This is a genomic window from Paenibacillus sp. cl141a (assembly GCF_900109305.1).
In the GTDB taxonomy this organism is placed as follows: domain Bacteria; phylum Bacillota; class Bacilli; order Paenibacillales; family Paenibacillaceae; genus Paenibacillus_AQ; species Paenibacillus_AQ lautus_A.
This window is the reverse complement of the sequence record NZ_FNZO01000004.1, coordinates 441,592-464,206: the sequence shown is the minus strand read 5'-3', so window position 1 is coordinate 464,206 and position 22,615 is coordinate 441,592. Positions and strand designations below refer to the sequence as shown.

At 48.0% G+C, this 22,615-nt stretch carries 15 protein-coding genes and 1 other RNA gene; 15 read left to right on the top strand and 1 reads right to left on the bottom strand.

Translation table 11 applies throughout. The features are described 5' to 3' along the window. Window positions 1-192: 192 nt before the first annotated feature. The 9 genes from BMX45_RS14720 (at window position 193) to BMX45_RS14680 (ending at window position 12,201) form a co-directional block, all read left to right on the top strand. Window positions 193-1,383 carry an acetyl-CoA C-acyltransferase gene (locus BMX45_RS14720; protein ID WP_090910308.1) on the top strand — a complete coding sequence of 397 codons (1,191 nt, stop codon included), beginning with the start codon at window positions 193-195 and terminating at the stop codon, window positions 1,381-1,383. A gap of 575 nt (window positions 1,384-1,958) precedes the next feature. Next, window positions 1,959-3,749: an acyl-CoA dehydrogenase family protein gene (locus BMX45_RS14715; protein WP_090910307.1), complete on the top strand. Its 1,791-nt coding sequence runs from the start codon at window positions 1,959-1,961 to the stop codon at window positions 3,747-3,749. A 101-nt stretch (window positions 3,750-3,850) separates the two neighbouring features. Further along, entirely contained in the window at window positions 3,851-5,527 is a 1,677-nt protein-coding gene (locus BMX45_RS14710; RefSeq protein ID WP_090910306.1) for a long-chain-fatty-acid--CoA ligase, read from the top strand. A 97-nt stretch (window positions 5,528-5,624) separates the two neighbouring features. Next, window positions 5,625-6,074, top strand: coding sequence for a PaaI family thioesterase (locus BMX45_RS14705; protein WP_090910305.1), 450 nt, complete (start codon window positions 5,625-5,627; stop codon window positions 6,072-6,074). A gap of 301 nt (window positions 6,075-6,375) precedes the next feature. Further along, window positions 6,376-6,606 carry a preprotein translocase subunit SecG gene (gene secG / locus BMX45_RS14700; protein ID WP_009593367.1) on the top strand — a complete coding sequence of 77 codons (231 nt, stop codon included), beginning with the start codon at window positions 6,376-6,378 and terminating at the stop codon, window positions 6,604-6,606. Window positions 6,607-6,798: 192 nt separating this feature from the next. After that, complete coding sequence (gene rnr, locus BMX45_RS14695; RefSeq protein WP_090910304.1) at window positions 6,799-9,435, top strand: ribonuclease R; 2,637 nt, start codon at window positions 6,799-6,801, stop codon at window positions 9,433-9,435. Between the two features lie 151 nt (window positions 9,436-9,586). Beyond that, on the top strand, window positions 9,587-10,066 hold the full coding sequence (smpB, locus tag BMX45_RS14690; RefSeq protein ID WP_036664873.1) for an SsrA-binding protein SmpB: 480 nt from the start codon (window positions 9,587-9,589) through the stop codon (window positions 10,064-10,066). A gap of 311 nt (window positions 10,067-10,377) precedes the next feature. After that, window positions 10,378-10,742: a transfer-messenger RNA gene (gene ssrA, locus BMX45_RS14685) on the top strand. A 328-nt stretch (window positions 10,743-11,070) separates the two neighbouring features. Then, window positions 11,071-12,201 carry a protein kinase family protein gene (locus BMX45_RS14680; RefSeq protein WP_090910303.1) on the top strand — a complete coding sequence of 377 codons (1,131 nt, stop codon included), beginning with the start codon at window positions 11,071-11,073 and terminating at the stop codon, window positions 12,199-12,201. Window positions 12,202-12,821: 620 nt separating this feature from the next. Here the strand turns inward: BMX45_RS14680 and BMX45_RS14675 are convergent. Next, on the bottom strand, window positions 12,822-13,034 hold the full coding sequence (locus BMX45_RS14675) for a hypothetical protein (protein ID WP_090910302.1): 213 nt from the start codon (window positions 13,032-13,034) through the stop codon (window positions 12,822-12,824). 1,209 nt (window positions 13,035-14,243) lie between these two features. Here BMX45_RS14675 and BMX45_RS14665 point away from each other — a divergent pair. The 6 genes from BMX45_RS14665 to BMX45_RS14635 all read left to right on the top strand — a co-directional run bounded on the left by BMX45_RS14665 (window position 14,244) and on the right by BMX45_RS14635 (window position 22,465). Beyond that, window positions 14,244-15,677 carry a deoxyguanosinetriphosphate triphosphohydrolase gene (locus BMX45_RS14665; RefSeq protein WP_090910300.1) on the top strand — a complete coding sequence of 478 codons (1,434 nt, stop codon included), beginning with the start codon at window positions 14,244-14,246 and terminating at the stop codon, window positions 15,675-15,677. A 16-nt stretch (window positions 15,678-15,693) separates the two neighbouring features. Further along, window positions 15,694-16,386 carry a hypothetical protein gene (locus BMX45_RS14660; RefSeq protein ID WP_090910299.1) on the top strand — a complete coding sequence of 231 codons (693 nt, stop codon included), beginning with the start codon at window positions 15,694-15,696 and terminating at the stop codon, window positions 16,384-16,386. A gap of 617 nt (window positions 16,387-17,003) precedes the next feature. Continuing rightward, complete coding sequence (locus BMX45_RS14655; protein WP_090910298.1) at window positions 17,004-17,861, top strand: hypothetical protein; 858 nt, start codon at window positions 17,004-17,006, stop codon at window positions 17,859-17,861. Between the two features lie 166 nt (window positions 17,862-18,027). Beyond that, window positions 18,028-18,624, top strand: coding sequence for a hypothetical protein (locus tag BMX45_RS14650; RefSeq protein WP_090910297.1), 597 nt, complete (start codon window positions 18,028-18,030; stop codon window positions 18,622-18,624). Between the two features lie 604 nt (window positions 18,625-19,228). Beyond that, window positions 19,229-20,023: a sensor domain-containing protein gene (locus BMX45_RS14640; RefSeq protein WP_090910296.1), complete on the top strand. Its 795-nt coding sequence runs from the start codon at window positions 19,229-19,231 to the stop codon at window positions 20,021-20,023. Window positions 20,024-20,413: 390 nt separating this feature from the next. Next, the gene (locus BMX45_RS14635; protein WP_090910295.1) at window positions 20,414-22,465 is read left to right on the top strand and encodes a pectate lyase family protein; all 2,052 of its coding nucleotides are present in this window, start codon (window positions 20,414-20,416) and stop codon (window positions 22,463-22,465) included. Window positions 22,466-22,615 lie beyond the last annotated feature (150 nt).

The window sequence follows — 22,615 nt, the reverse complement described above, 5'->3', positions numbered from 1 at the left end:
CGCAACGTGCGATTTGCCAAATCAAACGTGCATACGGTACATGTGGCAAACTGTCCGCGCTGCTGGATGTTTGGGTGATGGCGGCTCTTTAATCAGTTCCACCCGTTACGTACTCATTACAAGGCCGATGAACGGCCAGCAATGATATCGGTATTGGATCCAACCAATTTTTTAGTTGATGAGGTGAATGGCATGAGAGAAGCAGTCATAGTATCCCTTGCTCGCACCCCGGTGGGGAAGGCGAAGAAGGGCAGTTTTGCCCAGACGCGCGTAGAGGATCTCGGCAAAGCCGTACTGGAAGCCGTCATTGAGCGTGCGCCGGGCCTGAAAAAAGAGGATGTCGAGGACATTATCCTCGGCTGCGCGATGCCGGAAGGCGAGCAGGGCCTTAACGTTGCGCGGATTATTTCCTTGTATGCGGGTTATCCGGTCACGGTGCCGGCCTTGACCGTCAATCGCTTCTGTTCGTCCGGACTTCAGGCGATCGCTTTTGCTGCGGAACGCATTATGCTCGGCCATGCCGAGGTCATCGTCGCCGGCGGCGTCGAGAGCATGAGCCATGTGCCGATGACCGGCTTCAAGCCGGCACCGCATCCGACGATCGTCGAAGAGATGTCGGAGGTTTACATCGGCATGGGCCATACGGCGGAAGAGGTAGCCCGCCGCTTCGGCATCACCCGCGAGGCGCAGGATGCCTTCGCGGCCAGCAGCCACCGCAAGGCCGCAGCCGCTATCTCCGAAGGGAAGTTCCGGGACGAGATCGTACCGGTGAACGTAACGCTGGCTGCCGCCGATGAGCAGGGCAAAGTGCGCAGTAAAACCTTAGCCATCGATACGGATGAAGGAGTTCGGCCGGACACAACACCGGATGTGCTGGCCAGACTGAAGCCGGCCTTTGCCCTCGGCGGCTCGGTTACCGCGGGCAACGCGTCGCAGACGAGTGACGGCGCGGCGGCGGTAGCCGTCATGAGCCGCGAGAAAGCCGAGGAGCTGGGCCTTACCCCGCTGGCTACCTTCAAATCGTTTGCCCTGGCAGGCGTGGCGCCGGAGATAATGGGCGTCGGCCCCGTCGAAGCGATCCCGAAGGCGCTGCGCATGGCAGGCATCGAGCTGGATCAGGTGGATGTGTTCGAGATTAACGAAGCGTTCGCATCGCAATGCCTCCACATCATCCGCGCGCTGGGGATCGACGAGAGCAAGGTCAACGTCAACGGCGGCGCCATTGCGCTTGGCCATCCGCTCGGCTGCACCGGCGCCAAGCTGACCGTCAGCCTCGTCTCCGAGCTCGCCCGACGCGGCGGCGGCTACGGCGTCGTGAGCATGTGCATCGGCGGCGGCATGGGGGCCGCGGGGGTGTTCGAGGTGCACGCCGCGGGGGCGTAAGTGCCTCTTCCATAGGAGTCGCAACTCGTTCGTTATTGAAATAAAGCAAAACATGTTAGTTGTCAGACTCAGGGAAGTAGCCTCCTTCTTAATTGGGGAGAGCTGGAACAAGTCCCGAGGAGGGAATTGTGGCCCGCCAAGGTCACCAGGGTCGACGACCAATCCAAGCATGCTCGGACCACGCACCGTGCGCACGGGGAGCAGTGCGCACGATGTACCCGTGTCCGCTCCGTACACGGATCGGACACGGCATCACTCACTCCAACCACAGGTGGAGTGCAAGATAACCGTCGGCACGGCTCAGGACCTGAGTGCGCCAACCTAGCGGAGAGGGCGGAATTGTACTGGAGAAACGAAGTGGTCGCCTTTGAGTTTGGATTTCTACTATGGATCAATTCATTCCCGGAAATCCAAACTCAACAGCGATCGGAAGTACAATCCGCACGCGGAGCGCCAATATTGCGCCGCAGTAACACATACACCATCTATGACCAACTAGCAAGTTCGCAACCTAGCAAACACCAAGGCCACCATTGCATTCCACCTTATTCCAATTCCGAAAGGGGAAACCAATCATGAGCGATAACCAAACCAAAGAACCGAAAATCAAAGGCGGCAGCTTTGTCATCGACAATCCGGACGTGCAGCGCATTCTGACACCGGAGGATTTTACGGAAGAGCATCGCATGATCGGCGAGACGGTGCGCGATTTTATCGACGGCGAAGTGGTGCCCCACGATGAAGAGCTGGAGAAGCTGAATTACGAGATGACGGTAGACCTGCTTCGCAAAGCAGGCGAGCTGGGCCTGCTCGGAGCCGATGTGCCGGAGCCGTTCGGCGGGATCGGGCTGGATAAGGTCAGCTCTACGATTATTAACGAAAACTTGGCGAAGGGATCGTCCTTTGCGCTTTCCTTTGGAGCACATGTCGGCATCGGTACGCTGCCGATCGTGTTCTTCGGCACGACCGAGCAGAAACAGAAGTACCTGCCGGATCTCTCGAGCGGCGCGAAAATCGCGGCTTATTGCTTGACGGAGCCGACCTCCGGCTCCGATGCGCTGGGCGCCAAAACGACGGCACGCTTGTCCGACGACGGGGAGTATTATATTTTGAACGGATCGAAGCTATATATAACTAACGCCGGATTTGCGGATATCTTTATCGTCTACGCCAAGATTGACGGAGAGCACTTCACCGCGTTCATCGTGGAGAAGGAGATGGAAGGCTTCACGCTCGGGCCGGAGGAGAAGAAGATGGGCATCAAGGGCTCGTCGACGCGTCCGCTCTTCTTCGAAGACGTGAAGGTGCCGAAGGAGAACCTGCTTGGCGAGATCGGCAAGGGCCACCGGATCGCCTTCAACATCCTGAACATCGGCAGGTATAAATTGGCAGCGGGCACCGTCGGTGCAGCGAAGGAATCGATCGAGTTGAGCGCGAAATATGCTAACACCCGCAAACAGTTCGATACGCCGATCTCGCAGTTCCCGCTCATGCGCAAAAAGCTGGCCGACATGAACATCATCGCCTTCGTAATGGAGAGCATGGTGTACCGTACCGCAGGACTGCTGGACGAAGCGATGCAGGACATCGATTACAACAGCGAAGATGCAGGCATCCACTCGGCGGCTGCGATCTCCGACTATGCCATCGAATGCTCGATCAACAAGGTGTTCTGTTCCGAAGGACTGGATAACGTGGCAGACGAAGCGGTGCAGATTCACGGGGGCTATGGGTATATCCAAGAGTATAAAGTGGAACGCATCTATCGGGACTCCCGCATCAACCGTATCTTCGAAGGCACGAACGAGATCAACCGGCTCCTCATTCCGGGCACGCTCGTGAAGAAGGCGATGAAAGGCGAAATCGCGCTCCTGCAAAAAGCGCAAGGTCTGCAAGGGGAGCTGCTGCAGCTGGTACCGGGCCAAACCTTTGAAGGAACGCTGGAACAGGAGGCGCATTTCCTGGACATGAGCAAGAAGATTTTCCTCCTCGCTGGCGGTCTGGCCGTTCAGAAGTTCGGCACGAAGCTGGAGAAGGAGCAGGAGGCCTTATCCAACCTGGCGGATATGATGATTGACATTTATGCCCTCGAAAGCGCATTGCTGCGCACCCGCAAGCAAATCGAACGCACCTCGGAGGAAAAGGCAGCGAGCATGATCGAGATGACGCAGGTGTTTGCTTACGAGGCGTTCCAGCGCATTGAAGCGCTCGCCAAAGAAACGCTGGCTTCGGTGGAAACCGGCGATATGCTGCGGATGCAGCTGTCGGTGCTCAAGAAGCTGACGCGCTGCACGCCGGTCGATACGGTGGCCCTCAAGCGCAGCATCGCAGCCCGCGTGGTGAAGAACGAGCGGTACACGGTGTAACTAGGCGTCAACGCCAATACGATGCGTAAGTAACCGCAAAAGAGAGAGATTTTCTTGGAGTAGGAAAGAAGGAGCATTCCTTAGGAAAGGGTTGGTTTTGTATGGATACAAAGCCTTGGCTGCCGTTTTATCCGCCCGAAGTAGCCCCCGCTTTTGATTATCCGAAACAGAATTTGGCATTATTTCTCGTAACGTCGGCGCAGAAGTTTCCGAATCGTCCGGCCCTGTATTTCATGGGAAAGACGATCAACTACAGAAGTTTGCTGGATGCGTCCTACCGGATGGCGAACGCGCTCCGCAGCAAAGGGATCAAGAAGGGCGACCGGGTAGCGATCATGCTGCCCAACTGCCCGCAGGTCGTTATTTCCTATTATGGCGTGCTGCTGGCCGGAGCCGTGGCCGTCATGACCAACCCGCTCTATATGGAGCGGGAAATTGCGCATCAGATGAAGGATTCCGGTGCCAAGATCATCATTACGATGGATATGTTCGTATCCCGCGTTGAAAAAGTCATCGAGGAGACGGATCTGGAGCATATGATCGTCACGTCCGTGGCGGATTATCTGCCGTTCCCCAAGAATCTTCTCTACCCGATCAAAGCCAAGAAGGAAGGCCCTCTTCCGGTTGTCGATTATGGAAGCCGCGTCCATGCCTTCAAAAAGCTGCTTGCGGGCGCGCCGAATGATCCCGTCTGCGAATCCGTCAAAGCGGAGAAGGATTTGGCCCTGCTCCAGTATACTGGCGGCACGACCGGCGTTCCCAAAGGCGTCATGCTGACGCATATGAATCTGATCGCCAACACCGTACAGTCCGCGAACTGGTGCTTTCAGGTGGAGGACGGGAAGGAGCGGTATTTAGCCGTTCTGCCGTGCTTTCACGTGTTCGGTCTGACCGTGCTGCTGAACCAGGCGATCTATCGTGCCGGCATGCTGATTTTGGTACCGAAATTCGAAGTGACGATGATCCTGAACCTGATCAAAAAAATGAAGCCGACGCTCTTCCCGGGCGCACCGACCATGTATATCGCATTGATTAATCATCCCAAGATCAGGGAATACGACCTCTCTTCGATCAATGCCTGCGTCAGCGGCTCTGCCGGGCTTCCGGTCGAGGTGCAGGATAAGTTCGAGGAGCTGACCAAAGGTCGGCTGATCGAAGGCTACGGCCTGACCGAAGCGTCCCCGGTTACCCATGTGAATCCGATATGGGGAAGGCGGAAGATCGGCACCATCGGCGTCCCCGTTCCGGATACGGACGCGAAGGTCGTGGATCCGGAGACGGGCGAAGAAATGCCGGTCGGTGAGCCGGGCGAGCTGATCGTGAAGGGTCCGCAGGTGATGATGGGATATTGGAACCGGCCGGAGGATACGTTTGATACGCTCCGCAACGGCTGGCTGTTTACAGGCGACATGGCCACGATGGACGAAGAGGGGTATTTTACGATCATTGACCGCAAGAAAGACATGATCATTGCAAGCGGTTTCAATATTTATCCTCGGGAGATCGAGGAAGTGCTGTATGAGCATCCGTCCGTGAAGGAAGCCGTCGTGGTCGGAACCAAGGACGATTATCGCGGCGAAACCGTAAGAGCTTATATTGTGCTGAAGGATGGCGCGTCTCCGGACCCTTCGGGTCTTGAGAAGTTCTGCCGCAGCCAGCTGGCGGCCTATAAAGTGCCGCGCGAGTACGTGTTTCGCGATTCGCTGCCGAAGACGATGGTAGGCAAGGTGCTGCGCCGCAAACTGCTGGAGGAGGAAGAGGAAGGCAGAACGGGCTGAAGCAGAATAGCAGTGTAGGCCCGATTAACGATTCATGTTATCCCGCAGGAATGGATACAGTATCTAACGACGTCAGAAGAAAAAAGGAGGCGGCCTGATGAATCATACCAATGTCAACCCCGACGCGAAGGCCGAACAGCCGGCATTCGACCGGGAGGCGTACATCGAGGCCATGACCAAAGCGGCAGAGCCCACCTTCTGGGGATATCTCGGCTGCAAGCTTGCGTCAGCCAGCCCGGAGGCGGTTGTTGTCACGCTGGATGCGCAGCCTCATCATATGAATATGATGGGCATCGTGCATGGCGGCGTACTCTCCTCACTGATGGATAACGCCATGGGCATTGCCGTCATGCTGGAGCGTCCCGGCGAATCGACGGTGACAAGCAATCTGAACGTGCATTTTGTCATGCCGGCCAGGGCCGGAACCCTTACGGTTACGGCAAGCATCGTGCATCAGACGCACCGTTCGGTCACGACGGAATGCAGGATAACGAACGATAAGGGCGAGCTTGTCGCGATCAGCACAGGGTCGTTCCGAGTGAAATAATGCAGCTTTCTGCTGCTAAGAAACGGATGGTCTGTCATCTCAGTAGGGGCAGGCCATTTATTTTTTGGATGAGCGAATCAAGGTGTGACCGGATATGAAGCATCAGTCCATGCCGCCAATCGACGATGTTAGGCGACTTCCAACCGGCTGGCCGAGCAGATTTTTTGTCGGGATTGTTCTCCGCACTTCTTGTCAGGCCACTAAAGCTGTGGTACAATAAGAATGCTGTTTTTCATGTAGAATCTAGAATGTCTCTTCAGATCATAAATTTAGATGTTTACATACGTAGGAGGTGGAAGTCATGGTTGTATTTTTTGAAGTATTGCTCGTTATTTTCTCCATCGGGTTGATTACTGTCGTTCTTCTCCAAAAAGGGAAAAGCGCAGGTCTTGCCGGTGCCATCTCCGGCGGTGCGGAACATCTTTTTGGTAAAACGAAGGCTCGCGGTATGGATCTCGTACTGCAGCGTACAACGGTAGGTCTTGCAGCAGGATTTATGATTTTGGCCATCGTTGTTGCCATGTTGAAATAACAATTGCGTTACCCTCGCTTTTTCACTCTTGGAAGAGCGGGGGTTTTTTATTGCCTGAATTTCGGATTACATAGGTAAGGACGGTGTTCGGAAGGATACCGAGGATTAAATTCGTGTATACTAGGGTATGAGTATATAAAGGTAAAGAATGGATAGAGGAACGATGAAATTGCAGGTTCCCGAGGTGATAACATGATAACTGAAGAAACATTACTGAACTTTATGCGGGAAACTGCATACAAACCGATGACGTACCAGGAGCTGGAGCAGCATTTTGCGATTGAGGATGCCCATGAATTCAGGGAGTTCCTGAAGCTGCTGAATGAACTTGAGCAATCCGGAAAAATCATTCTGACGAGCACCGAGCGCTATGGCGTGCCGGAACGGATGTCTTTGCTGCGCGGACGGCTGCAGGCCCACGCGAAGGGTTTTGCTTTTCTGATTCCCGATGACCGCGAGCATCCGGACGTGTACATTCATGCCAATGACCTGAAGAGTGCGATGAATGGAGATACCGTGCTGGTTCGGATCAGTTCCAAAAGCAGCGACGGCGGCAAAATGGAAGGCGAAGTGGTCCGCATCGTGACGCGCGCCGTTACCCAGGTGGTGGGCGTGTTCCAGAACCATGAAGCCTATGGCTTCGTGCTGCCGGACGACAAACGGATTAACCGGGATATTTTTATTCCGAAGCATGCGATCAATGGTGCCGTTGACGGCGTGAAGGTCGTTGTGAAGCTGGTGAGCTATCCGGAAGGAAGAGCTGCAGCAGAAGGCGAAATCGTGGAGATTCTGGGGCATAAGGATGATCCGGGCGTCGACATCCTGTCCATTATCCGCAAGCATCAGCTGCCGGAGGGCTTTCCGGAGGAAGTGCTGGCCGAAGCGGACGCAGCGCCCGATGCGATTACGGAAGAAGAGATCGTGCAGCAGGGCCGCCGCGATCTGCGAGGTCTGAACATCGTGACGATTGACGGCGAAGATGCCAAGGACCTGGATGATGCGGTGAACGTGGAGCGTCTGCCGAACGGGAATTACCGTCTGGGCGTTCATATTGCCGATGTCAGCTATTACGTGCGCGATCGGTCCGAGCTGGATAAGGAAGCGTATAACCGAGGCTGCAGCGTGTATTTGGTGGATCGGGTCATTCCGATGCTCCCTCATCGTTTGTCCAACGGCATATGCAGCTTGAATCCGCAGGTGGATCGTCTGACGATGTCCTGCGAGATGGAGTTCAATGAGCAGATGAAGGTCGTGAAGCACGATATTTTCACCAGTGTTATCCGCACGAAAGAACGGATGACGTACAACAACGTGCGTAAAATTTTGGTGGATGAGGATCCGGAGCTGATCGAGCGCTACGGCGATCTCGTGGAGGATTTCCGCTTGATGCGCGAGCTGGCCCTGAAGCTGCGGAACCGCCGAATGCGCCGGGGCGCGGTGGATTTCGACTTCGTGGAGTCGAAGGTCATCGTGGACGAGAACGGCAAACCGGTGGATATCGTCAAAAGAGAACGCTCCATCGCGGAGCAGATCATCGAGGAGTTCATGCTCGCGGCCAACGAAACGGTAGCGGAGCATTTCCACTGGATGAAGGTTCCCTTCATTTATCGGATCCACGAGGATCCGGATCAGGAGAAGCTGCAGAACTTCATGGCCTTCGCGGCCAATTTCGGCTATCACGTCAAAGGGCGTGGCAACGCGATCCATCCGCGGGCGCTGCAGAGCCTGCTGGACGACATTCAGGGCACGAAGGAGCAGACCGTCCTCAGCACGATGATGCTCCGTTCAATGAAGCAGGCGAAATACGATGCGGAGAGCACGGGTCACTTCGGCCTTGCCGCGGAATACTATTCTCACTTCACGTCCCCGATTCGGCGGTATCCCGATCTGGTCATTCACCGGGTCATCCGGGAAGTGCTGGAGAACGGCGGGTCGCTGAATGAGAGTCGTCATGAGCAGCTGGCCGGCCGGATGGCCGACATTGCGCAGCAATCCTCGGAACGCGAGCGCGTAGCCGTGGACGCGGAGCGCGATACGGAAGCGCTCAAGAAGGCCGAGTTCATGCTGGATAAGGTCGGCGAAGAATTCGAAGGCATTATCAGCAGCGTCACCAGCTTCGGCATGTTCATCGAGCTGGAGAACACGGTGGAAGGCTTGATCCGCCTCAGCGCCATGACCGACGATTATTACCATTTCGATGAAGGCCATATGGCTCTCATCGGGGAGCGTACGTCGAAGGTATACCGCATCGGCGACGATGTGAAGGTTCGCGTGGCGAACGTGAACATGGATGAGCACACCATCGATTTTGAGATGGTGGACATGAAGCCGCGCCGCCAAGGGCGTGGCGAAGGCGACCGCGGCGGCAATGGCGGCCGCGGGTTCGGTGCCCGCGACGGCGGAGGTCGCGGGGGCAAGGGCCGCGGCGGTAAACGCGGCGCGGCTGAAGGCGGCGCGCCGGGCGGACGCCGCAGTGACAGCGCCGGCGGCCAGGGCGGCCGCGGCAAGCGCGGCGGGGAGGCGCCGGCTGGAGCGGGCGCTGGTGCTGGCGCTGGCGAACAGCAGGCGTCGAGCTTCGCCTTTGGCTCCGGCAAAGGCGGATACAACTCCGCCAGCGGCGGCGCTCTCGGCTTTGACCGCAACGCTCGCTCCGGCGGCGCCGGCGGGAAGGGCCGACGGAAGAAGACGTCGGGCAGCGGCATTTTCATCGGCGAAGGTCCAACGCCGGGCGGCGGTAACGCTGGAGGCAACTCCGGCGGCGGTGGCCGCAAACGGAAGAGTAAGGGCGGAAACGGCACGGCCGCTTTTGTCCGCAAGAAGAAAAAGTAAGATGCTCTCCTGATCCATCGAGGGAGTCGCTTGCCCCGCCTTGCTTTTGGAGGCTGACGTTTGATACAATGGACTTCTGGTGAGATTGCATATTGGCGGTCTGCCGGAAGTCCTTTTTCCATTATCATTGTTGATGACAAGGGGTGAGACCATGGGTAAGAAAAGTGACGGGAAGGTTCTGGCCCAGAACAAAAAAGCTTCCCATGATTATTTCATCGAGGATACGTATGAAGCCGGGATGGTGCTGACCGGAACGGAGATCAAATCCATACGGAACGGCCGTGCCAATATTGGAGATGCGTTTGCCACCATTCGGAATGGCGAGATTCATATCCATAACATGCATATCAGCCCGTTTGAGCAAGGGAACCGCAACAACCCGACGGACCCTACGCGTACACGGAAGCTGCTGCTGCACAAGGAGCAGATCCGCAAGCTGCTGGGCCTGTCCAAACAGGAAGGCTACGCGATCGTACCGCTGAAGATTTATATCCGTAACGGCTATGCGAAGTTATTGCTGGGCCTCGGTAAAGGTAAGCGTCAGTACGACAAGCGTGCCGATGCCGCCAAGAAGGATGCACAACGCGATATCCAGCGTGCGCTGCGCGAGAAGCAGAAGATTGCAAGGTAATTACGGTTATCCGTGGCATGTCGATTAAGAAATCGGCGTCATGTGTAATGAACGTTGTGGGATGGCAGCTTTTAGCTGTGTTACCTGCAATGTATATATCATTTTGATATCAAATGTGATATACTAAGTGATGTAAGAGAGATCAATAAGATCTTTGACAATCAGCATACAGTTGGCGCATTCTTCTTTCTTGGAGGGAAAGAGTCTGCGGCATAGATCGACTGCTATGGCTGAATATTCTTGATTTAATCCGATAGCCCTTTTTGGCAGGAACGCTTAAGGTGCGAAGCGCCGGCATTTCTCCAACTTAAGGGGGCGTTTTTGGATTCGACGGGGATAGTTCGGGCATGAGTAGCGGGTAGTGGGGACGCGTCCACTTCATCAACGCTAAAGCCAATTAAACGGCAAACAACAAAACAACTACGCTTTCGCAGCTTAATAACCTGTGAGCGTGCTCTCGCTCTGTATCGCCCATGTACCGGGATGAGGGCTCAACTTTAGTGGGATACGCTGTCTAGTCTCCGCCTGGGGCTAGCTGAAGAAGACAATCAGGCTGACCTGAAGGGAATCCGGTGACAGGGAGTTCCTAGGGTGACATCAAATCTGTCACTACACCCGTAGAAGCTTGTGTTGTCGTTATCTTCGGACAGGGGTTCGACTCCCCTCGCCTCCATACATACCATTAGAAAAGCGACCTCGTGGGGTCGCTTTTTTGCTTGTTCGGAAATTGAAGGGGGATAAACAACTGGCTCTAGGCTTTCTGGCTTTGCTACCCGATATATTTCTGATTATGTACGTGTCGGCACCTCTGTACGTAGCAGTTGTCACTCTAGCAACGTCCTGTAATTGGCTTTTCATCAGGCCAGACTGTTTGTCTTCCTCTGTTCGCCACAGGCGGAGAGTTGACAGTGAATCGTAGTGGAGTACATTAAGATAATTCTGCATTGACAACCTCAATTAAGTTATGAGACCATATTTTTCAAGTTGATATAAGGGGGATTACTATGTTGGTGCCAGGAGAACTTGTCAAATTCGACAGCATGAAAAATTTCAGGTATATTTCTCCATTGGGATCTGGTGGAACTGGAGATGCTCACCTTTTTAAGGATGAAACAACTGATATGCTGTTTGCGTTTAAAAAATATGCTCCTAAAGATGGGAACAACTCAGATGATACCTATCGACGTTTTGTTGACGAGATAAAAATTCTATTTAACATTTCTCACAACAATATTGTAAGGGTTTATAATTATTATTTGTATTCCGAAGCCAAGACGGGCTATTTACAAATGGAGTATGTGGAAGGAATAGCTATTCATGAGTTTGAGCCAAGTTTTTGGAAAGATTGGGAAGACATTTTTAAAGAAGTTATATATGCATTTGAATACTTAGAAGAAAAGAATATATTACACAGAGACATTCGTCCTGCAAATATACTGATAGACAAGAATGAAAATGTGAAGATTATAGATTTTGGGTTCGGTAAAAGATTGGAGTTTGAAGAGACTGGGGGAGAAAGTGTATTTCTTAATTGGCCAGTTACTCAATGGCCTAACGAGACTCAATTAGAAGGCATTTATAACCATCAATCTGAGATTTATTTTATTGGGAAACTGTTTCAGAACATCCTTAGAGCTAAAGGAGAGTTAGAGAGGTTTAAGTTTAATCATATTTTAGATAAGATGACTAAATTAGAACAATACGAACGTTATGCATCGTTTAACGATATCTCCCAAGCCATTTCTGAAGGAGTGATAAGTGAGATTGATTTCTCAGGAACTGAGAAGGATACGTATAAAAAGTTTGCTGATGCGTTAGTTAGTCACATTTCTTACTATAACGATAAATACGAGCCAATAAATGATATTGATAGTATACTCAATAAATTAGGGACTCTAATCCGTAGTAGTTCACTTGAAGCGTTTATACAAGATAACTCTCAGCTTATTAGATGTTTCATTAAAGGAAGCTATGTATATAATAAAAGATGTGATATAGAAGTCCAACATGTGAAAAATTTCTATCAATTATTGGTAAGATTAGATCCATACAAGCAAAAAATTGTACTTGATAATATTCAAACTCGTTTAGGTGGCGTTAAAATTAATATTACTGATGATGATTTGCCATTCTAATTACTGAATTTGTGATGATTTTATGATGCAAGTAATGGCCACATTATTAGACTGTGGCCGATTGTATTGGGTTAAACTGGTGAAGGGATCTAATTTTCCTGATGTACTTATACGAAATTTCTAATTTTACCCTTTTCGAGTCGAGGTGGACCAGTTGCAGCTAATCATCTATTCTATATAACCCTACTAAAAAGCGTTGAATTCGAATATCCAGCCTTGTGGTGAATGTCTTTTAAACAGCAAGCAGCGGAAAGGGAAATTATATCCTCAACGCTGTTCAAATTACCGATCTTCATCACCGTATTCGCACCATGTCACTATCTTCTGTTTTAATGGAGTCCTCGGGGTGTGCCTCATATCTTGGCATGTTGTCTATTGTCTCAGCTCCGCCAAGTAACTGTTTGGAATTTCTGTGTTCTGAAAAACCCTCGCCAGTGTTACTGCTTTATTAGGATCAGTACCATAGTTCAGCATCAGACGAGTCATATACGCATTGTTGTAGCTGACCGCCGATTGCAGACCATACATTTCTATTAACCCCGTATGGTAGCATCAACTCGACAACGTCCAGAGTGCCAATTCAACTGTATCATCCATCGTAGGGAAATCGTCTGCCGGAATTAGCCCCTGCCTCCAATAGTATCCGCACCATCTTGCACAGGAACTTTATTGATATCAGCCTCCCGAATGGCAAGGTTTAGTTCGGTGAAAATGCCATCAGTCCTTGAGTCTCCCCCTCCTTCTGTAAATACACGCTCTACAATAGAACAACCAGATAGAGCTGGCAGAGACAACAATACGCTAATTAGCAAAATCAATCTAATCCCCTTCATGATGAACCCACCGCCTTACGTTCTCAATTACAATATTCTTCCGCAACAATGTATCTATATTTAATAGCCTCCCATCAGCCTGTCCTCAATCTTGGTCGACTGAGTTAAAATCAGAGAAGCAACGACAAACACAGCAAGTCCAATTAAGATATTCTTTTTTCTTTTATTCCTGATCACCGTGTACGTGTATGGAACGCTGGCAGACTGGATGATTGCGCCGATGATCTTCAATATTAATGCTGTTGTCTCGAATAGTTTCCACTTAATCAAGGGGATACTGCATCCGCATATTGTCATTTGAATGTAATATATTTTGTGATTTTGTTATCTGTCCAAATTCATTAATAGCTGCCTACAGTTAAACTCGTTCCAGTTCATCCTCAATGGATTTTTGGTGGCATCGGTTCCGAGTTCCTTGGCAAGTCCACTACAGAGACCAGTAATGCCGTGATAATCAACGCGTACTTCAACGGGGTATTGATAAATAGATAGAAGAAATCCGGAATGTATATACCTGTAACGATGATAATGCCGTTCATGTTTTCCTCAGCAAAACTGCCTACAACAAAATCTATGACGAGAAAATAGGATATGATGAACAGTCCAGCGATATTGAAGCCAATGCACTCGGCATAAAAAAAGCAATCACTCTTGTAATAAAGTTCTTCGTAGTCCTCCTTAATGACGGTATGAGACGAGGGATTAGAGATGTTTGCTAACTAACCTCCATTTCCAATGTGCTGATAGTTTACAGATTAATTTTGCGGATAGACCTGCTATTGTCATCGTAGAAAATGATGTTGCCATTCGTGTCATATTAAATTGTTTCATTTTACTATGAGGTGTTCCGTCTTTGTAGATTAAGTCATCCCGTTGATAAATGTACTGATGTACCGTCTGTCTCCATATCGTAGACGGTGCAGCCGTAGTCATGTACAGTTTTCCGTTGTAAGCAGAAACGCTGTCGTACAGATTACCCGCTGTTGCATGTGTGGCTACAACAGGAGTATAACTATTGACAGATTAAGCGTGTTGTAGCTTGTACTGCTGGCATATTGAATACGAAATAGCCGATAATTCTTTTGACAGCGAGTCCACGTTATGGGAATATAGGTTTATTACATTCCAATATTTTGAAGTTGCCGATTGAATTTGGTATTAGTATCATAGCAAGGCTTCAGTTTCTATATTGGATAAGGAGGAGAATTCATGGGGGATTTTGTAATGGATTGGTCGTTATTGTTGAATGAAAATCGGAGAAGAGAATCTAAGGCAGCCAAAGATCACCGGAATGAATTTGAGAAAGATTATGACCGAATAATCAACTCCTCATCTCTGAGAAGATTACAAGATAAGGCACAAGTGTTCCCACTTCAGGAAAATGATTTTATTCGTACTAGATTGACACATTCTCTAGAGGTTTCATCTCTTGGAAGGTCCTTTGGTTATGATATTGGACAAAAATTAGTCGAAACTGGACAAGTTAATATTGAGGATTTCCCTAGAAAAATTGCATCAATACTTTCAGTAACCTGTTTAGTACATGATATTGGCAACCCACCATTCGGTCATTTTGGAGAGGATGTTATTCAAAAATGGTTTGATAAATGGTTCTCAAGTGATGAGTTTAAAAATTTAGATCAAGAGTATTTTAAAAATAACCGCAGAGCTCTCTTAAATGACCAACAAAAAAATGACTTTATTAATTTTGAAGGCAATGCCCAAGCTCTTAGAATTCTTACTAGGCTACAATTCTTGAATGACGAATATGGTATTAACTTCACATATGCGACTTTAGCTGTTCTACTTAAATATCCGAGAAATTCATTAGAAAAAGAGAAGGATAGTGAATTGAAAAGTTATACAAAATTTGGGTACTTTAGTTCAGAAAAGGACATATTTGAGGACATAAAAACAAAAGTAGGGATTGGCAAATACAGACACCCGCTTACTTATCTAATGGAATCGGCTGATGACATAGCATACTCTGCAGCTGATGTAGAAGATGGTGTCAAAAAAGGCATTGTTCCCTGGGAAATTGTTTATGCAGATGTTAAAGAAGCTTTGTATGAGAGTTATAAAGCGGGATTTGACTATTTAGAATCTTTACGCAAGAAAGCACAGGAAAATAATGTACCTGACATCGATCTTGTTAATGCACAGAATTTCAGGGTGTGGGCACAAGGAGAAATGTTTAAGGCATGTTCTGAGGCCTTCATTAATAATTATGAATTAATCATAAGTGGGGAAATTGATAAGGAATTGTTAAAGATTTCAACCGCAACCGATATAAAAGATAAGTTAGATGAAATAGCACGTAAATATTGTTATTCAAGCAAGGAAGTGCTTCAACTTGAATTAGTTGGGGACAGTGTACTTTCAGGTTTGTTGGATATGTTTGTACATGCAGTAATTTTGGTTAATAAGGAAGAGGGGGCTAAGAAAAAAGAAAACAAGCTTTTCCATCTTATATCTGAGAACTTTAGGTACGTGCAGAAGTTGGATGCATCTGGTAAGCCGACAAGGACTATACAAGATTTAAGTATGTATGATAGGCTATTACTTATCACTGATTTTATATCGGGTATGACAGACTCTTATGCGGTTGATCTGTATCAGCGTCTTTCTGGCTTAAAGTTGTAAGGAGGTTTAGAAAGCTGTGTATCCTAAAAACTTTGAATTGAGGGATCAATTTTACAATAAAATAAAAAACTTTCCTCTTGCCAAAAATGTAGTATTTAGGTTATTAGAGGAAGGGAACCTTCTTTTGTTTGGTGGTGCTATAAGAAGCTATTATGAAAATCAGTTTAGTACAATGCCTCGTGATTTTGACATTGTAGTTTGTACAAAAAATGACGAACTTGATCAATACTTTTATAATGTTCCCTATACTCGTAATAGATATGGTGGATATAAAATAAATATTTACCCGGTGGCTTTCGACATTTGGAGCATTAATTCAACTTGGGCTTTTAAAAATGGTATGGTAGAAAATCCCAACGTGGAAAATTTGACTAAAACTGTGTTTTTAAATTACGATTCCGTTGTTTATGATTTAACAACTGGTGAGGTCTATGATGAAGATTATCAAAAAGCTAAAGAGAATAAGAAATTGGATATTGTTCTTGAACAAAATCCGTTTCCTGAACTTAACATTTTACGTTCTTTAGTTTTTAAGACGAGATATAATATGGATTTCTCAGAAGCTTTATATGATTATATGAAAGCATGGAGAAAAAGGTTTAATAATAATGAAGAAATAAATGTTTTAAGTGCCGTTCAGCTAAAACATTACGGTTTTGAGTACATGACAAAAAAACAGTTATACAACGAACTACAGCTCATCAGATAATTTTTCAAAAAATACTCGGGTGACATCAAATCTGTCACTACACCCGTAGAAGCTTGTGTTGTCGTTATCTTCGGACAGGGGTTCGACTCCCCTCGCCTCCATACATACCATCAGAAAAGCGACCGTTATCGGTCGCTTTTCTTGCTGTGAAGAGGCAATGTCTCCGAGCTCCCAAAATACTGAATGTACTCTCTTTTCATTGCGCATGTGCCGGGGAGTTTCTTGGGAGACATCAAAACTGTCATTACACTCGTAGAAGCCTATGTGAAATTATACCTTCTCCCTTCATACCCCCATAAAAACCCGCTCAATGAGCGGGTTTTTTCTCGTTGTATTTAGGGTTCTGTATAAGTTAAAAGAAGAACGTCTTTCTATCAATGGGCAATCTTTTAATTTGATATGGGTTCAAATAATAGATTTTTAATAGATTTTTGAGGGAAAATATTCCAATTTCACTAAAATAGTATATACTAAAAAACAGGAGGTGATCCATATTATGGAATAATAGAACAGTTTTTTGCTATTTAAACAAGAAGATTTTGGTGCGCGGCTCTCAAATCAGTCAATACATAGGAAGACAAAACAGATTTCAATTAAAAATATTAGGAGGAACGCGTATGAAAAAAAGTTTAAAAACACTCTCTGGCCTATTAGCGCTCGTCATACTATTCATTTCCTTTATACCGGCAGCCCAGGCCAATGCCGATCGTGATCCGGTTGCAATCGAAAAGCTGACGTACTTAAGCGGTGAAGAACAGTTAAATGCCCTTTTAGAAAATGGGCTCGTAATGCCTGAAGCATTTGGACAAGACGAGTATACGGTAAATGCCGTAAAAACGATCGTAGCTGATATTCAGCGAGGAGTAACGACCGTAGACCGCATACCGTATAACTATACGGAATTAGCGGAGCTGGCCAAGAGAATCTTGGATGTGTCCGGGCAAGAAAGCATATCTGCTTTAGCGAACTATACGTTAAAAGATAGTACGGTAATCGGAACATGGTCGAACAGCTATACAGGATATAATTGCTACGGGTATTCCATAGGCGTGCATGTCTTTCAAAATCCAGGCTATCATTCCAATCAGAGCTTCAACATGAATCTATCGATTGCAAGTATGGCAGATTTAGTCGTTGATGATCTGGAGGCCCTTGGATATTGGGGTTATAAGACAGCGACTAAACCATCATCGTTGGCTAATTACGAACGTGTGGTGGCAATCCGAAAAGGAAGCGTCGATTACCATTTCATGAAAGGAACGACGACAGCTTCGGATTGGACTCATAAGCCAGGAGGGACGAATCCTTTGAGATGGAATTATTCTTCGCCTGGGTATAAAACGTGGACAAATGAATATTCCTACAATAATGTAAGTTATCAAGGAGACATTACCTATAATAGCTCCATTTATTACATCATCTACTGGCCTAAAAACGTCGGTCCACAGCCTGACAAGATTGATTTTGCAATTTGAGTGAAAAAGGCGATTCCTTTCCAGTAGTCGCCTGCGTCAAGAGCTAATCCTAAGGAATAGGAATTGTTTTTCTTGGAGGTTTTGGATTCAAAGGAATTTCCTTTTCCACTTATCGGTGATTTGAAGTTGATTTTATCCTTATTTGTACACAGGAGGTGCCGGGTTGATGTCCAACATAATCAAAGTCGGCGGACTTAAATTACTGTTCATCTGTGCGGGCCTGGGATTGATTCTGCTTGGCGCCGGGTGCGCTCCGAAGACGGAGGAAGATGTGAAACCGGAGGTTGTAAACGTACCTGCGGAAGAAATGATCGCCATACTTTGGAATAAAGGATGGTCACCGGCCATTAGCGTCACTCGGGGCATTCCGTTTGAACTGAGCGGCAGTGATGAAATCGCGTATGACATATCAGGCGATACCGACTACTTATGCGCGGAAATCAAGGGCAGGCTTGAAAGCATGAGCAAGACGGGAACCTCAAGGAAAGCGGGAGAGCAATTTTACTGGAGCCCCCTCTGCGGGGACGCTCCGGCTGATCTCGCCGAAATTGGAACCTCATGGGTCACCGTCGTTCGTAAACAGGATGGGTATCCGACCGGAATGGTTCTGGTCAGGATCTCGCCGGAGCAAGACAACGGGAATGGAGGATTGACGTTCAAGGCAGACATCATCGCGAGTTTGGCTTTTCCCCAACAAGACGGAGCTTACCAAGACATTTCTGATGAGGATTTAAAGGAACTTGAAGCCACCTACAAAAATTGAAAGGACAGAGGCTCCATTCCCCACTCAAAGATTATTTGCTGATCCAGAAGTATAGATTGTCCATAAATTGTATGCAAAAGTCATCGGCCCGAGTTCGGGTTGGTGGCTTTTCCATTTGTGGTATAATAACCCGAAATGTCCACATTAACTGAAGATTGGCTGGTGAATTGGAATGAGCGAAAAATTCTGGTTAGTGGTACAGTATCCTCTGAAAAGTGCAAAAGGCAGCCAACGTGACCCACTGGTTAAGAGAAAAAGTGATGGAATATTTAGAATTATCTCTAGCGGATGCTGATCTAGGCCATGTTGATGGCTTTGATATGGGGACATGCCCTATGGAAAAGAAGAAGAAACCTATACTCTGAAGTATGCCTATAAGAAGGGCGCTACCGATTTTTCACTATAGTTAATATTGTGTTTAAATGTCGTTCGGCGAGTTGGTCATAGTGTCTTCGCTTCAATAAGTTCATCAGAGCCAGGCCCATTCCTAGCCTAAAGTCTAGGTTCAGATACCCCCTAAGACGGTTATGTCAGCCAAATAACGCGGATATAATGGATTTATAACTCGGAGCGTGACTTATGAAGCCATAAGGGGTGTTTGAAAATGAAGGCAACAGAAGCGACTTCAATGTCGCGGGCAGGCAAGGTGAATTGGGTGCTTTTTAATCCGAAAACCTATGCAACGATTCTCTATTTATTGCTATCTCTCCCATTAGGGATTATTTATTTTACAGTAGCGATAACGGGACTTACATTATCCATCGGTTTGACTCCGATATTTATCGGAATACCGCTGTTTTTTGGAGTAGCTAAGCTGTTGAATGGGATTGTGATTTTTGAACAAAGCATGATTAGACAAATTTTAGGTTTACCTAATCCTACTGTATCGTATACCTACAATCACCAGTCTGAAGCTGGGCAGAATTGGTTGAAACGAATGGTGAGCGGATTTGACGGAGCGCTCTTTATTCGAAATCTGCTGCTCGTATTACTAAGATTTGTTACCGGCATCGTATTCTTTGTTATTATGGTAACGGTGATTTCACTGGGACTCGGATTGATTGCTCTTCCGGTCGTGCATATCATTTTGATGAATGAACTGCAGCTTGATATTTTGGAGAATAGCTTGTTCAGTTATTTTCATATCGATTGGACCTATAATCAGCAATACCTGCTGTACGTAGGCTTAGGCCTTATCCTGTTTTGGGTTGCGCTGCGTGTTGTGAATGGGCTTATGCAAATTCTGCGCAGAATCATGTATGTGGATGAGCCCTATCAGCAGCCGTCCGTGCCGCCGATGGAAGCACAAATCCATGCGCCCGTTCAGTCCCAATATTACGAGTACCCAGAGGATCATCCCACTCAAGGGATGATGCAGCCAGCCCATAGAGAGCTTTAGAGGCTCTCCCCAAAGCGACCTTAACCGGTCGCTTTTTCGTTTTTGCGTCCAGTTTAAGCCTGAAATATAGCCCGATCTATGCCTTGTATCTGCAGCTTTCAGCCGTTTACGACCATGCGACAAGGATGTGCTCCAAGAGTAAGGTGTCATTCCCCTGACCTATAATCATTAACTCAGAATATCACGGAATGTGCAAAGTATGAGAAAATGATTATTTCGGAACTGCTTTCCCGGCTGATATGCTGTGGGTGAAATTCCAGAATTTGTTTTTTTAATAAGGACATTGGTTCTGAAAGACATGGTCCATAAGCAAAGGAGGCTGATAAGAAAGGTCCAATGAATTGCAAGCGGTTACAAAATTCCAGGCCAATAAAAAAAGGAGGAGATGAAATGAAGAACAGCGTTGCAAAGGTAACCGGCATGGTGTTGTTGTTTTCTCTGGCACTATCTTTCATAGCGGGAGGGTGGGCGAATACGACAACGGTCCATGCTGCCGGTCTTTCGATCATCGGCGGTGGGGGCTGGAATGAAACGGCATATATAGAATGGTCACCCGTGAGTAATGCGGAGGGATACAATGTATATGTTAAACACGCAGGCTCCCCGGATTCCAGCTATCAACAAATCGATAATGAGCTGATCCGGCAATACCCTTCCTATTGGAGAGCAGATGCCGTTGGACTTGCAGCAGGAAATTATGTGATGAAGGTTGAAGCCAGGCTGACGGATGGCTCAACGGTAAGTGCCGTTTCGAATAACCTGTCCGTAGCGTCGCACGATCGATCCGGGTTTGCTTTTTCCTCAGACTCGCCCTACGGGACAGGCTCGGGTGCCTATAATGATGACGGAACACTTAAGAATGGTGCACAAGTTATTTATGTGACCTCCGAGACGGCGCGAACCATGACCCTTGATGTGAAAATCAATAGCTCGGGCCGGGTTCAAACGGGCGTGGGGATTGGCGAAATATTGACGCTAAGGCAAAAAGGCTATGATACAACCCCTCTTGCCATCCGGTTTGTTGGAAAAGTTACCGATGACGACATGAACGGACAACTGAATAGCAGCGGCTACCTGCAAGTAAAAGGCAAAAATGATGATTCGGAAATGAATGTGACGATCGAAGGGATCGGAGACGACGCTTATGCTTATGGGTGGGGATTGCTCCTTAGATATGTCGGGAATGTGGAAGTAAGAAACCTGGGGTTCATGTTGTTCCCTGATGACGGGATTTCCATGGATACAGGAAACGTCAACGTGTGGGTGCATCATAACGATCTGTTTTATGGAACCGCAGGAGGAGATGCCGACCAGGCCAAGGGCGATGGTTCAACAGACCTGAAAAAAGGATCAACCTATATTACCCTCTCTTACAATCACTACTGGGATTCCGGCAAGGCTGCTTTGGTCGGTTTGAGTGAATCGGAGGAATTCTTTGTCACCTTCCACCATAACTGGTTTGATCACTCGGACTCCCGCCATCCGCGAATCCGATTGGCATCGGTTCACATCTATAATAACTTCTATGACGGAGTCTCAAAATATGGGGTCGGTGTAACAACGGGAGCTTCGGCCTTTGTGGAATCCAATTACTTTAGACATGCCAAGTACCCGATGTTGAGTTCCTTGCAAGGTACGGATGCTTTAGGGGAAGGGACATTTTCGGGCGAAGACGGAGGCGTGATTAAGGCCTATAACAATCGGATCGTAGATGCAGACAGCCTGATTTATGCAAATTCCAATACAGGAACAGCTCAGGCAAATGCAACTTCATTCGATGCATACTTGGCTTCATCAAGAAATGAAACCGTACCAAGCTCTTACAAAGCGTTCGTGGGAGGAACGGCGTATAATAATTTCGATACAAGCGTCGATACGGGAGTAAATAGCGCCGACATCGATAATGTCAGCGATGTGGAGCAAATCGTTACTGCACAAGCCGGACGCCTGAATAACGGGGACTTCACCTGGGAATTCAATGATGCCGTTGACGACACGTCCTATGACCTTAATACAGCTCTTATGGCTAAAATACGCAGCTACATCACGCAACTCGTATCCGTAGGCGGGAATTCAACCGGGGCGGAGCCGGAACCAGAACCTTCTACCGGAGAACAAGTTCACAACTTTACAACGTCCGGATTGGCAAGCGATTTCTTTGATATTGTAGGGAATCTCTCTACAACCAAGGGAACTGTGGTGTATAACGGCTTGACGCTAACCCAATGTTTGAAAATCGAGAGTTCAACCCGTATTACCTTCACCACTACGGAAACGGCAACATTAACATTAGTGTTTAATTCGGCAGACGGAACCAAGATCAAGATTGATGGAACGAGTTATCCGATGACGGATGGTGTTGTCAGGGTGTCGCTTGCTCCAGGAGCGCATACGATTACCAAAGATCATACGACGAATCTCTTTTATATGGCGTTGGAGTAGAGCAGGACAGGGTTTGTGCTCCCGCGCGTCTCTCATACGAATATAAAAAGCGACCGTGATTCGGTCGCTTTTTATATTTTATCTGTTGATTTGGTTATTGGGACACCATGCTTCTGAAATGTAGCTGCTAAGCCGGGAAACTGATATTTA

Excerpts from the sequence above, each read along its gene's own strand:
- BMX45_RS14650 (WP_090910297.1), top strand. The coding sequence starts at position 18,028 with ATGTCCAACATAATCAAAGTCGGCGGACTTAAATTACTGTTCATCTGT.
- BMX45_RS14720 (WP_090910308.1), top strand. The coding sequence starts at position 193 with ATGAGAGAAGCAGTCATAGTATCCCTTGCTCGCACCCCGGTGGGGAAG.
- BMX45_RS14715 (WP_090910307.1), top strand. The coding sequence starts at position 1,959 with ATGAGCGATAACCAAACCAAAGAACCGAAAATCAAAGGCGGCAGCTTT.
- BMX45_RS14675 (WP_090910302.1), bottom strand. The coding sequence starts at position 13,034 with ATGAAGGGGATTAGATTGATTTTGCTAATTAGCGTATTGTTGTCTCTG.
- BMX45_RS14710 (WP_090910306.1), top strand. The coding sequence starts at position 3,851 with ATGGATACAAAGCCTTGGCTGCCGTTTTATCCGCCCGAAGTAGCCCCC.
- BMX45_RS14665 (WP_090910300.1), top strand. The coding sequence starts at position 14,244 with ATGGGGGATTTTGTAATGGATTGGTCGTTATTGTTGAATGAAAATCGG.
- secG (WP_009593367.1), top strand. The coding sequence starts at position 6,376 with ATGGTTGTATTTTTTGAAGTATTGCTCGTTATTTTCTCCATCGGGTTG.
- BMX45_RS14655 (WP_090910298.1), top strand. The coding sequence starts at position 17,004 with ATGAAAAAAAGTTTAAAAACACTCTCTGGCCTATTAGCGCTCGTCATA.
- BMX45_RS14680 (WP_090910303.1), top strand. The coding sequence starts at position 11,071 with ATGTTGGTGCCAGGAGAACTTGTCAAATTCGACAGCATGAAAAATTTC.
- rnr (WP_090910304.1), top strand. The coding sequence starts at position 6,799 with ATGATAACTGAAGAAACATTACTGAACTTTATGCGGGAAACTGCATAC.
- BMX45_RS14635 (WP_090910295.1), top strand. The coding sequence starts at position 20,414 with ATGAAGAACAGCGTTGCAAAGGTAACCGGCATGGTGTTGTTGTTTTCT.
- BMX45_RS14705 (WP_090910305.1), top strand. The coding sequence starts at position 5,625 with ATGAATCATACCAATGTCAACCCCGACGCGAAGGCCGAACAGCCGGCA.
- smpB (WP_036664873.1), top strand. The coding sequence starts at position 9,587 with ATGGGTAAGAAAAGTGACGGGAAGGTTCTGGCCCAGAACAAAAAAGCT.
- BMX45_RS14640 (WP_090910296.1), top strand. The coding sequence starts at position 19,229 with ATGAAGGCAACAGAAGCGACTTCAATGTCGCGGGCAGGCAAGGTGAAT.